This window comes from Methanobrevibacter sp., assembly GCF_017409525.1.
Lineage (GTDB): Archaea > Methanobacteriota > Methanobacteria > Methanobacteriales > Methanobacteriaceae > Methanocatella.
The window spans coordinates 35,912-48,799 of the sequence record NZ_JAFQSO010000015.1; the positions used below are offsets into that span (position 1 = coordinate 35,912).

Genomic DNA, 12,888 nt, shown 5'->3' on the forward strand with positions numbered 1-12,888 from the left:
TAATAACATGAGCGAATCAAGCACAACCAAATTAAATTACAGGGACCTGACAATTTTTCTTGTGCCTGTCCTGATATTTTCACTGTACGTATACATATACAATCCGGGAATACTGACTGCCGCTTCATATGGCCAGCTTCACCAGATTGCCGCAGGCGAGTTTACAGGCGCATACCCACTATTACACACCCTAATCGTGATGGCATGCCTTAAAATCAACCCGTCCCCAATCACTGTGGCCATCGTGCACACATTGGTCTTCAGCGTGATGTGGGCTGCAATATGCAAGTACCACAGAAACGATTCTGATAAAAGCAGCAACGAGTTCGTTCTTCAGTTCTTCCTGACACTGATAATCTGCTTGATTCCGATAAATGCAATCTATTCAGTCACACTCACAAGCAATGTACTTTTCAGCTACTTTTTAATGTTTCTGTGTTTCCTAATCAAGGTGATGATTGATGAAAAAGGCCAAATGACAACTAAACTGGCCGTCCTGATGGCGTTGACACTTGCAATCATCTCAGGGCTTAACTACTGGGGAATATTCGTTGCATTGCTATCACTAATCGCAATCATATTCTATTTAGCCAGAAGAGGAAACTCAAAAGGAACCATTCTAAAGCTTGCAGGACTGACAATAATTCTCCTTTTGGCGGTAGGTTCCCTCAACAGCATATATGACGTCAAAAGCGGAGATTCAAGCTTTCCAATGACCGATTCATTTGCAGACAGCGTCAATCTTGAGGATGCAAAATCAGAGTTCTTCTCATCAATCGGCGCCGAGCCGACTGCAGGATTTGAGGATGCAACTTCAGCAAATGCAGGAAACGGAAAATACAACCTGATCGATTCGTTCGTCAACCACTTCAGGGAGAACTTCATTCTAAACAACCTGTTCGCAAATCCTATAGTCTACATGATTCTTTCAATCGTCCTTCTTGCAGCTCTCTTTTACATGACAGGACTAAGGGAAATGCTCCTGGTTTTCGTTCCGAACCTGATAAACATAATCGTCGTATTCGCAACAGGCCAAAGCAACATGTACTCCAACATATTGGTGTTCTATTTAATTGCAGTCATTTTCATAAGCGCATACCTCAATCGAGACACTTTTACAAATGTTGCACCGACATCACCAAGAAAAGAAAGGGAGCCTGCAAATTTGGAATCCCAAATCAGCGACCTATCTCTTGATGAAATCAATCAAATGCTAAACGACTCCTCAAGTGAAGGTAATTACAATTACGGTGCAGAACCTGACCCATCCGATGAAATTCTAGAGGACACCCAAAGTGAAGAGAACCATCTCTACACTCAGCAACCTGAACCGATGGAGGAAATCCCACAAGAACCTCAAGCCAAAACACAAGAACCAGCGCAAGGCGATGGAGACGACCTGCTTGAGCAGATTCTAAAGGAAATCGAGATGGAGAAAAAGTAATTTCCCAATTGGAACCGTCACCAAATCCAACAAAAAATTATATTTAGCAATTCATCCAAACATTAATACACCAGGTGAATCTGATGGATTTGATTGTAGCAAAATTCGATGGAAGCTCTCTTGCAAACGGCGAGCAGATTAAAAAGGCGGCAAAATCAGTAGTCAAGGAATACAATAAGGGCAAGAAAGTGGTCGTTGTCGTATCCGCAGTCAACAAGACAACTGACGACCTAATTGAACTCTCAAAGGAGTCAGTAGGCTCCTGTTTAACCCAAAGACAGCAGGCCGAAATCATGGCGATGGGAGAGCGGACAAGCGCAAGGGTCTTTGAGGCCGCACTCGAATCTCTGGGAGCGAAGGCAAGATACATCGACCCGTACGATGCCGACTGGCCGATAATTTCTGATTCTGAATTTCTAAAGGCAAACATCGACTTTGACATAAGCTGCCAGATGATTCACAACATCGAAAAGATTCTAGACGATGATGAAATCCCAGTCATCTGCGGATTTCTGGCCAAGGGCCATGGAGGCGAAATCACAACCTTGGGAAGAGGCGGAAGCGACATCACAGCATTTCTCATCGGAAACTGCCTTGGCGCAAGAGAGGTCATAATAATAAGCGACGTCGACGGAGTCATGTCAAGCGACCCGAGACAGATCGAAAAGGCGGAACTTCTAAACGAGATTTCAGTCGAGGAGATACGCACCTTGGCAACAAAGGGTGCCAGAATCATAAACCCACATGCATTAAAATACAAGGACCCTAAGATGAACGCCAAAATCATCAATTTCACACACTCAGACCTCACTGCCAACGGGACAAACATAATAGGGCCTTTCGAGGACACATCCAAAAAGTCAGTGACCCTATACAAGGACCCCCTTTCAATAATCGCAATCGTCGGGGAGAACATGCTCGAGCAGGTCGGGCCACTCAAGGAAATCACCGAATGCCTTGCTGAAAACGACGTGAACATCTACAAGATCTCGGCCGGAAACAACTCAATCACCACATTCATCGACAAGCACGACGCCCAGAAGGCATACCATATCCTGCACGACCTTGTGCTTGAAAGCGACATATTCAACTCACTTTCCCTAGGCCGTGACATAGCAATGATTACCCTGGTATCGCCGGATGTCATCGAAAAGCCAAGCATCATCTCAGATGTCACCGAGCCTTTGAGGAAAAACAGGATAAACATAATAGAGATTAACTCATCCCAGACATCCCTCGTGATTCTGGTCGATTTCAAGGATGGTGAAAGGGCTGCCAAGTTAATCAGAGAAATCTTGGAAGATTCAGCAGACGAGTAAAAAATATTTTTATTGCATATTTATATACAAATAGCCTGAAGGCTGGAACCTACAGCGTCACCACCACATCAGCTGACGGCAACTACCAGATTTCAAAAAACCGCAACAACTATTAAAAAATAATCTGCTGTGATATAGATAACACATTATCTTTTATTGAAATTAAAAAATAGAATCAATCTGATTAATGTGAAAGTTGACCAAATTGTGTTTAAAATGCCTAACTGTTATTTTAATTGTAGCTATATTAAAGGATTATGGCAGTTATTTTTGACCCGGCAGCGCTTCAATTGAGAGGTGAAAAAAAATCCTCAAAGTTCCTTGTTAAGACCAATGATTTTTTCCAAATCGACGCAGGTGATTTCCGAAATTTCTTCACAGGACAAATTATCCTCCTTTAAAAAAAAATCTTGGCAATTTCAGCCCTACCCTCAGCAAATCTCTTGGCATAACTTATTTTGTAACATTCCATTATAGCATCTAGTATTTAAAAGTAACTGAATTCTAAAAAAAGAAATGGGGAAGTTTATCCCCTAAAAACCATCAATATCGGAATTCGCCAGTTTCAGGTAAGCGTCATCATAGTCAAGATTGCCGTTGGCAATCAGCATGGCAAGCATCTGGTCATAGGATTCCCTGACGGCTGCTTGAGATACCTGGCCGTGATCTCCCACAACGACCAGAGGAGTTACCGCAGGTGTGCCTGCAAGGTTACATTCATCCTCGATTGCCCCGTCATAGGCAATTCCCGCAAGGGTGTAGGTGAATGTTGTGTCCAGGGTAAGTTCGGACATGTCACGCGCAAGCATATAGCTTCCGTAGGTCGGCACCTGAGAGCACATTATTGTTGTGATTCCCGGATTTTTCCCGACCTCCGTTTCATGGAAATCGCCGACGGCAGTTGCATTATGGCTTATTGCAAAGTCAACAATCAGATTGGAAACTGTTCCCTCCTCATCTGCAACGGTATTCAAGTTGACTCCATTTGTCAGCTTGGTGTTCTCAGAAACCGCCTGAGGTGATGCGAACGGAATGATGTAGACCGTTCCCCTAATCTTGCGCCCGTCAAGATAGTCAATTAAATCCATCGCTGCAACGGTAGGGACAAGCTGGTCCCCGTGGACTCCCGCACAGATTACTGTCACAGGCCCGGAGCCGTCGCCTATCCTATAGACTGGAACGCCTGAATTTGCAGCCTGGACAATGGTATCGCTGATATTTGAATCAGGGATATTTGAGGCTATATGCGGATTTTGCAAGACGTTTCCGCTGTTTGCGGTCGTGAGCTGCTCGACCTCGACAGGAGAGACGTCAAGAAAAACGATATATGCCAAAGCCAATGCAATGGCTAGAACCAATACCCCCACCACAATCAGGACAGTCCTTTTGGAGGAGGACTTTGGTGTGGCGACAGACTGTTCAACTGGCTTGTCAAAGGTGGCGCCGCATTTCTTGCAGAATTTTGCGCCGTCCTTGTTTTCAGTCCCACAGTTTTGACATTTCATGTTATTAAGTTATGTCAATTGGGATATAAATAATTATAACTTGAACCCTGTTCCGATGAACTGGGCAACGTCACGGCCTGTGTCGTCTGAGATGTCCACATTGATGATGGATGATGTGCGTCCGCTTTTCCTGCAGGTTGCCCTTGCAATCAGCTTTTCGCCTTTCGGAGCGGCAAGATAATGGATGTCGACCTGCTGGGCAACGGTCAGCTGGTGAATCTGATTTGAGAGAACCGCAAAGGCAAAATCGGCCAATGTGAAAATCACACCACCCATAACGCCACCATATGCGTTTTTATGGTCATCTGTTATCTTCAAACTGCAAATTGCCTCATCTTCTGTAAGCTCATCCAGAACCACACCTGTAATCACTGCAAACTTGTCCTTGTAAAAGAATTCCCTAGCGCTTTCAACTGAATCAAAATTAGCCATCATAACACCTGGTTTACTATTGTCCTTTCTGGGTTAAAAAATTTTTTAGGTATGTAATCTACTTGCCTGCGCAGGCGTTTTCATTTCTTTAATTTTTTTTAAAATCGCCCGTTTCAACACTAAATATTATATGTTATGTACTAAATAAATTACATTAACGTTTAATTAAACAATTTTGGTGTTGAAAATGAAATTTGAAAAGATTTTTTTAATATGCGTTTTCATATTGATTTTATCTGTAAGTGCAGTTTCAGCAGCAGATGAAAATCAAACGCAAGATGCATCTCCTCTCGCTTCACAATCGGAAGCGGATGTATTGGGAGGAATTGATGACTACGAAATATATTACAGTGAAATCAATGTTTTAAGAAATGGCGACAATATTTCAGTTATTATGTTTCCATCTGATGCCACAGGCAGTGCAGACATAACAATCGATGGAAAGACAACCAAACATAAAATAACTGAAAATGGAGTCATTCACATTGACTATTCCGATTTTGCTTTGGGCTTAAAAAACATTACAATCAAATATAATGGAGACGAAAAATTTAACCCTAAAACCGTTCAGGGAACATTTGACATTCGCCCGGGAGTACTTCCTGCCAACTATAATGGCAATTTGGATTACAACAATGCATATTATACAGTATGTGTGCCTGAAAACACAAATGGCAATTTCACATATTCCATTGATGGGGGCGTTGAAAAAACAGTTCCGATCAAAAGCAGAACAACCAAAGTCACTCTTGATGAGCAAAAACTTGGAAATCATTACTTGAATTGGAAACTGAATGCTGGCGGTCAAGTCTATTCAGGTTATAGTTTATTCAATGCGATTCCGGCAATTAATTTCAATTACTATTCATATGCATGGATTAAAGATGACAACTATCTGATTGTCAATCTTCCAAGCAATGTTTCAGGCCAACTTTCAGTGTCTTTGGGCAATGGAAAAGTAATTTACAACAAATCAGGAGTAAACGGCGAAATCAGAATACCGATCAATGAGTATCTGATTGTTGAAGATACCGTGGCATTTTTAATAAGCTATACAGATGAGGCATATAATTATGATGGAATATGCTCTATAGAGGCCAGAGAGGACCCTAGCCTATGGAATATGAGTATTTCATTCCCAAACAAAGTTTTCTATGATACTGGAGAATACAAGCTGGATATCAATAATTGGGTGAATTTATTAGATCCAAGTTACTTCAGTCTCTATATCGACGGCAAAAAACAGGATTTTATTCGAGAAGGGGATTCATTCATATTCAGACCTTCCAAATTCAGCCTTTCAAGCCATACAATCGAACTCAGATATGCCGGTGATTTGTATCACAAGGCCACAAATGCTTCAGCTGAATTTGAAGCTGTTAACTTCCTGGTTGATTTTCCAGAAGAGAAGCTTGTAAAGTATCATACTGATTTCTTCTCTGTCTATTTCCCAGAAAATTCCAAAGGCTCTGTCAAGATGTATGTGGACAACAAATTTAAGTATGCATATAATGACATGTCTTTTGGAAGCGTTGCATTCACCGTCACTGATGTTTCATGGGGAATGCACACAATAAAAGTGGTGTGGACAAAGGACGGCAAAACAGTTGCACAAGCATCCAAAAGGCTTAACTACACCTATGAAATTTCACCGCTATACCATACAATGGCGGACCCGAATGATTTGATTGAAGGAGGAACCAATAACCTGTTATATCTTGTATATGACATGACTGGAACCTTGAGCATCACAATTGACGGTGAAACATACAAAAAGAAAATAACCAATGATATTATGGACTTTGACATATCAAAAGCGAAAGCTGGCAATTACACCGTCAGGGTAACATATTCCGGCGATAAAAACTACTATGCTCAAACCTTCACTCATGACATTGAAATATTGCCTAAATTATACAATGTCAACGCGCCAAATTCATTCTACTGCAACGAATACTATCAGATAAAGGTATCCGATTTGAACAATAATCCAGCTAAGGATTATGCACTATTATTTGATGTCAACGGAGCTCCTTATTATGCCCATACCGATTCCAATGGTATAGCTAAGGTAAAATTGCCTTTAAAACCAGGTTCATATTCCATTACAATCCGTGGTGACAACTTGAATGTGAACAAAAAAGTCACTGTAAAGCATGTTCTCACATTGAATGACGTCAAGGTTAAAAAATCCGCTAAAAGCCTTGTTTTAACCGCAACATTAAAAAAAGGAAATGAACCTATTAAAAATAAAAAAGTAACCTTCACATTCAACGGCAAGGTCGTCGGAAAAATCAATACAAATTCTAAGGGCATTGCAAAAGTAACAATCAAATCAGCTGTTCTCAAGAAGCTCAAATTGGGCAAGAAGGTAACTTACCAGGCAACATTTGGCAAGGACACTGTCAAAAAAACAGTTAAGGTTTTAAAATAGATGCTAATCCATCTATTTTTTCTTATTTTTTTAAGAGTCAACTCTATTAAGCTCTAAGAATTATTTTTATATCATATCCTCAATATCAATCAAACAATATTATCGTATTTGTTGATTATCCGCTAAACAAAATTAATAAATATTATATATAACCTTCAATTAAAATAATATATCAAGTGATAAAATGGACAAAAAAGAATTAATGATTGGAGGAATTGTTGTCATACTTGCTGTTGTGGTAGGCAGCATAATTTTCGCCCCAATAAATGAGGCGCAATCGACAAACATTGAAATCCTAAACAACGGGGACATCGGAGAAAACAGTACCCTGTACATCAAACTGAAGGATGACGGCCAGTCCTCCCTGAGCAACAAGACCATCCACGTGAAACTTACAGACGACAGCGGCAATGTCGTATTTGACGACACTGTCCAGACACGGGCCACAGGAGTGGCGGTCGTCAAGCTGAGCAATGTGAGCGGCGGCAATTACACCCTCGACATCACCTTTGACGGCGATGACAACTACACTGCATGCAGCTTCTCGCAGAAGATAACCATTCAGGGAGGAGAGGTTGAGGACGACATCGAAAACGATCCTCTGATTCAGGACACACTCAACGACGATTCATCAAGCGGTTCCTCAGCACAGACCCCTTCAAGGTCATCAGGCAGTTCAGGCGGCCGAAGCTCAGGCGGTTCAGGATCAGGCTCAGGTTCAGGTTCCGGAGGAAATGCACCGTTACCTGAATATGATGAAGAGGGAAATAGAATCAATTAGTCCTCTAAAAAAAATATTTAAACATTCCCGAAATAGCTACTATTTTGGGAAACCCATCTATTTTTTATATCTTTTCAAAGATTATACGGCATGCCTAATTTAAATAGGAATATCGATTAAAATAAACAAAACAATTTTAAAAAAAGAAAAAATATTAAGCGAATATCTGATTCGCTTAATTGACCGTTAAGGTCACTGATTTTGAAGCGGACTCATAAGCTGAATCGCCCTCATAGCTAACGACTGCAGTGAACTTGCCCCTCTTAGATAAGTTGGTTATCTTGAAGGTGACTTCCCCATCCTCGTTGGTGGTTCCGGCGAATGTCTTTCCGTTCACCTTAAGTGTCACTTTCTTAGGGCTCATGTATACATTGCCGTCTGCAGATGAGCCTGCAATTGTGGAGAGCTTAGCAGTGTATAGCTTTGTCTTTGTGCTTACCCTGTAGGAGGCTGAGGATGCCTCAAGGGTGATCGGCTTTTTGTCCAGATCAACGCAGACCACCGCAAATGTGCTCAGGTAGCTGTCGTCTCCGCCGAAGGAGAACGCCAAAGTGAATCTTCCTGCCCGGTTCATGTTCAACTCATAAGGTGCGAAACTGCCGTTCTCATCGGTAACCCTTGTGTGGATCTTGTCGTTTATTGCAAACTGGATTGTGGCATTGCTTATAGGGTTGCCGTTTATGTCAAGCAGCTGGGTGAAGTAGGTCATTCCCTTTTCGCCTGCCTTTTTATCGATAGCATAACCTTTAAGAGTTATTGAATTGTTTGTGATGTTGAACCTGGTTTCAGTCTTGACAGGAGGGGCTATAGTAGGCAGGTCAATCTTTATCGCCATTTCAGTGCCAAGAATGGTCTTGCTGCCAGCATATTCAATGTATATCTCTGCAGTGTTTCCTGCATTGATTGTGAAAAGGCCCTCTTCGTCAGTTGATGTTGTCATTTGAGTGCCGTTCAATATGTAGAATATTGGAGCGTCCGCAATGGCTTCACCATTTTCGTCCTTAAGGGCGAATGTAATGTTTAAATCGTTGTCCACTATGACAGCCCTGATTTTAGATGCCCTTATCTCATCCACAGTGATTGTGAATTCAGTTGAATTGGCATTGAATTCATCGTCTCCAAGGTATGCTGCATTTACAGTGTAGTTTCCAGGCCATAGGACAGCGTTGAAGCTGGCCCTACCTTCGTTGAGCTCAACGAAAATTGCGTTTCCATCGATTTCCAGCTTGACAAGCCCTGTTGCATCAGCATCGACATCAACAGTCAGGTTAACGTCATAGCCGTCAACTGCAACCTCGGAAGCTATTGTAGTGTTCCTTTTAACGTGGTCTGTGACAGTGAACTCCTTGGATGTCTTGTTTGCATTGAACCTTGAATCACCTGAGTATGTTACGCGCACAACGTAATCGCCTGCAGGCAATACTGTCTCATAAACCGCTTCGCCATTATCCAAAGAGACATAAGCCGCATCGCCTGCAACATTGAACTCGACAAGCCCACTGGCAGCGCTGTCGACGGTTGCGGTGATTGTCACGTCATTGTCATTAGAAACGACATCAACGGAAATAGGAGTGTCCATCATGTGGGTGTCCTCCTTGATGACTGTGAATGATGTCCTTGCGGTTGCATTGTTGAAGTCGTCATCTCCAAGATATACCACTTTTGCTGTGTAGGTTCCAGGGATGAAAGGATATGACAGGACGGCCTTTCCATCATTTACATCAACGATGAAGCTTTCACCCAAAACGGAGATTGTCACATATCCTGTTGCGTTCTGGTCAACATCCACCTCGATGGTTACTGTGCTTGACTGCGCATCTGAAGTGACCTTGATGGATGTGTCCTTCTTGATGTGGCCTATGACGGTGAACTTCTGGGAGGTGGAGTTTGCATAAAAGCTGTCGTCTCCAAGGTATGTTGCCAGAACCTCATAGTCTCCAGGCTCCAAAAATGTATTAAGAACTGCGATGCCGTCATCAAGTGCAACATAACGGGTGAACTCCTCAGTGCCGCTGATACGATATTCCACCAGTCCGGTAGCGTTCTTGTCAACGTCGACAATCATTTCCACATCATTTTCGTCAATCTCAACAGTGAGAGTGACGTTAGTGTTATTAAGAGGAATTTCTTCGACTTCAAATTCGAAATCTGTTGCGTTGGCGTTGAAGTCATCGTCACCCATATAGGTTGCGCTGGCAGTGTAGTTGCCCGGAAGCATGATGGTGCTGAAAATGGCTTTGCCTTCATTTAACTCAACGAAAATTGTGTTTCCTTCCAATTCCAGTTTGACAAGTCCTGTTGCGTTCTCATCAACAGCAACAGCCAATGCAACATCATATCCATCAACTGTAACTTCAGGAGTTACTGTAGTGTTCTTTTTGACATGGTCTGTGACTGTGAATGCCACTGATGTCTGATTTGGATTGAACTTGCTTAGCTCATCGCCGAGGTAAGTCACGGTGATGTTGTAATCGCCGGCAGGCAATACAGTCTCGTAAACAGCCTTTCCGTTGTCCACTATAATGTAGGTCACATCGCCGTCAATATTGAACTCTATCAAACCGTATGCGGCAGGGTCTATATCGGCAATGACTGTCACGTCATTGTCTGATGTCTCGACATCCGCTGAAATCGGAGTGTCCTTTGGGAAAATGGCATCCTTAATGACAGTGAATGGAACTGTGGTGCTTGCATTGTTGAAGTTATCGTCACCAAGATAATCCACATCGGCCTCATAACTTCCAGGGTCAAAATCGTATTTGAAAACTGCCTTTCCTCCATTTACAGGAATCAGGAACCTTTGGCCCAAAACGCCTATAGTCACATAGCCTGTGGCCCTCTCATCAACATTGACATTGACTGTGACGGTGTGGGACAATACACTTGCAACCGCCTTTATGGAAGTGTTCATTTTAGCCGGCTCCACGACACTGAATGCCTGGGATGTGGCGTTCATGTTGAAGTTATCGTCGCCCATGTAGGTTGCATTGAATGTGTAATCGCCTGGAATCAGGACGGTATTGTAAACTGCCCTTCCTCCATTTACATCAGCATAAACGCTGTTTTCATTTAATGTAAATTTGACAAGACCTGTAGCGTCGGGATTGACATCTACAGTAAGTGAAACGTCATTTCCATCCACCAATACATCAGATTCGATTGTCGTATTCATCTTCAAATCAGCGGATGAAACTGAAGCATCACTCGTGAATGCTTCAGCATTTGCATTCGTATTTTCAATATCTGCAACTTCATTAGTTGTTTCGTCTAGACTAACAATATCGTCACTAGCATCTGCAGCGCTGACTGCAGAAACAGTAATTAATCCAATAAGAATCATTAGTAAAAGACATAAATATCTTTTATTATCCATAACATTATTCACTCCAAAATAATAATTTTTAAAAATTATATGTTAATGTATAAACCTTCTGGTTAATAAAACTGATTAAGCAAGCATCTGCAAAATGATAAGATATTCATTAAAAAAGTTCAAAAATAAGCTTTAAAATATATTATTTTAAAAAATTAAAAAAAAAGATTAATTTCAGAGGCCTACATGAGGCAATCGGTCAATGCATTCCTTAACCTTTAAGTAAAATTCCTCTCCGGTAAAGTCAAAGTCATTGTTGAAAGACTTGTAAGCCAAATTGCAATCATTTTCCAGGTTAAATTTAAAATCAGGGCATTTATTGAAGAGTTTTTCAAAGCAATTTATGGAATGTTGAGATAGTTCAACTTCATCAAAGGATAGCTTTTCAACCAGCATGTTCATGGCCAGGAACAGGACGCTGAACTGAAGGGCAGAGGCATATGCATCATAACAGTATCCATAGTCCAAATTGACATCAAAATAAATCAGAAAGTTGATCAGCACATGGGAAACCCAAATCAGGGAGTTCGGCTCGAACCTTTCCAGCTGCAAATCAGTGAACTTGAAAATCAAATCATCCAGAGCGCCATCACTGTCCTCGCAATACCTGACAAATTCATTGAATGAATAGTTGGTCAGATACTTGATGTAGGCATCTTTTATTTTCTCATCACAGTCATATTTGGAAATCTTTTTCAGGTCTTTTGGCCTTAGCTCTTTTGGATATGCAAACATTTCAATCATGTTAATATTGGTCAACAACCTATTTAATTTTTTAAATCATCCAAAGCCATTGGGCAAAAATAGAATTTCAATGAAAAAAAATGATTATATTATCAGTTGAGTTTAAAAAAAAAAGAAAGTTAAAAAATAAAGATTTATTTTTTAACAGTAAGTTTATTTGATATTGTTAAACCTTTGCAATAGGTCTTAATAGTATATTTTCCAACCTTTAAATTTTTAGGTAAATTGAAAGTAGCAATACCTTTACTGTTGGTTTTAGCGGTGTAGGTTTTGCCTTTTAATGTCATTTTGACTGTCTGTTTAGCTTGAGGCTTACCTTTTGTGTCTAAAACTTTAACAATAAATTTACCTGCTTTCTTGTATTTTTTAGTTACATCTTTAGCAAGGATGGATTTTTTAACTACTATCTTATTCTGTACTAAAACGTCTTTATATGCAGAAGTAACATAATATGTTCCAGGTTTTAATTTTTGGAGTTTTAAAACTGCAACACCGTCGCTTCCAATATCTGCAGCATATTCCTTATTGTTGATAGTGAATACAACATTTCCTTCGGTTACTGGTTTGTCTCCAGACATGACAGTGACATTAAACTTGATTGTCTTATCATAATAAGTAACAAGGTTGGTGCTGTTAATGGAGTCTTTAACTTCAGTCTTACCAAAGATTGAATCGATTATGCTGGAGATGTTTAAACTAGATATATTAAAGCTAGTGCCATTACCTCCGAAAAGACCAGACAAGTCTATAGAAGACAAATTAAAAGTACCATTCTCACCGAAAAGACCAGACAAGTCTATAGAAGACAAATTAAAAGTACCATTCTCACCGAAAAGACCAGACAAGTCTATAGAAG

The 12,888-nt window shown here is 40.9% G+C and carries 9 protein-coding genes and 1 pseudogene; 4 read left to right on the plus strand and 6 right to left on the minus strand.

From position 1 onward, the window contains the following. The first annotated feature begins 7 nt into the window (after window positions 1-7). Together IJE64_RS09225 and IJE64_RS09230 are read left to right on the plus strand one after the other, a co-directional pair. Window positions 8-1,444 carry a hypothetical protein gene (locus IJE64_RS09225; protein ID WP_292785103.1) on the plus strand — a complete coding sequence of 479 codons (1,437 nt, stop codon included), beginning with the start codon at window positions 8-10 and terminating at the stop codon, window positions 1,442-1,444. Between the two features lie 83 nt (window positions 1,445-1,527). Then, window positions 1,528-2,763, plus strand: coding sequence for an aspartate kinase (locus tag IJE64_RS09230; RefSeq protein ID WP_292785105.1), 1,236 nt, complete (start codon window positions 1,528-1,530; stop codon window positions 2,761-2,763). Window positions 2,764-3,296: 533 nt separating this feature from the next. Here IJE64_RS09230 and IJE64_RS09235 read toward each other — a convergent pair. The 3 genes and pseudogenes from IJE64_RS09235 to IJE64_RS09240 form a co-directional block, all read right to left on the minus strand. After that, complete coding sequence (locus tag IJE64_RS09235) at window positions 3,297-4,022, minus strand: succinylglutamate desuccinylase/aspartoacylase family protein (RefSeq protein ID WP_292785107.1); 726 nt, start codon at window positions 4,020-4,022, stop codon at window positions 3,297-3,299. Between the two features lie 183 nt (window positions 4,023-4,205). Next, a pseudogene (locus IJE64_RS10655) lies at window positions 4,206-4,268 on the minus strand (zinc-ribbon domain-containing protein); the annotation flags it as partial. Window positions 4,269-4,301: 33 nt separating this feature from the next. Continuing rightward, complete coding sequence (locus IJE64_RS09240) at window positions 4,302-4,700, minus strand: PaaI family thioesterase (protein ID WP_292785109.1); 399 nt, start codon at window positions 4,698-4,700, stop codon at window positions 4,302-4,304. 187 nt (window positions 4,701-4,887) lie between these two features. Between IJE64_RS09240 and IJE64_RS09245 the strand changes: the two genes are divergently transcribed. Beyond that, entirely contained in the window at window positions 4,888-7,134 is a 2,247-nt protein-coding gene (locus tag IJE64_RS09245; protein ID WP_292785112.1) for a hypothetical protein, read from the plus strand. Window positions 7,135-7,336: 202 nt separating this feature from the next. Next, window positions 7,337-7,915, plus strand: a complete 579-nt coding sequence (locus IJE64_RS10660) for an Ig-like domain-containing protein (RefSeq protein ID WP_394355595.1) — start codon at window positions 7,337-7,339, stop codon at window positions 7,913-7,915. 175 nt (window positions 7,916-8,090) lie between these two features. Here IJE64_RS10660 and IJE64_RS09255 read toward each other — a convergent pair whose 3' ends face one another. From IJE64_RS09255 to IJE64_RS09265, 3 genes are all read right to left on the minus strand, one after another. Further along, on the minus strand, window positions 8,091-11,288 hold the full coding sequence (locus IJE64_RS09255; RefSeq protein WP_292785116.1) for an Ig-like domain repeat protein: 3,198 nt from the start codon (window positions 11,286-11,288) through the stop codon (window positions 8,091-8,093). 174 nt (window positions 11,289-11,462) lie between these two features. Next, window positions 11,463-12,032, minus strand: coding sequence for a hypothetical protein (locus IJE64_RS09260; RefSeq protein ID WP_292785118.1), 570 nt, complete (start codon window positions 12,030-12,032; stop codon window positions 11,463-11,465). 134 nt (window positions 12,033-12,166) lie between these two features. Next, the coding region (locus tag IJE64_RS09265; RefSeq protein WP_292785120.1) for an Ig-like domain-containing protein at window positions 12,167-12,888 on the minus strand (722 nt) is incomplete at its 5' end.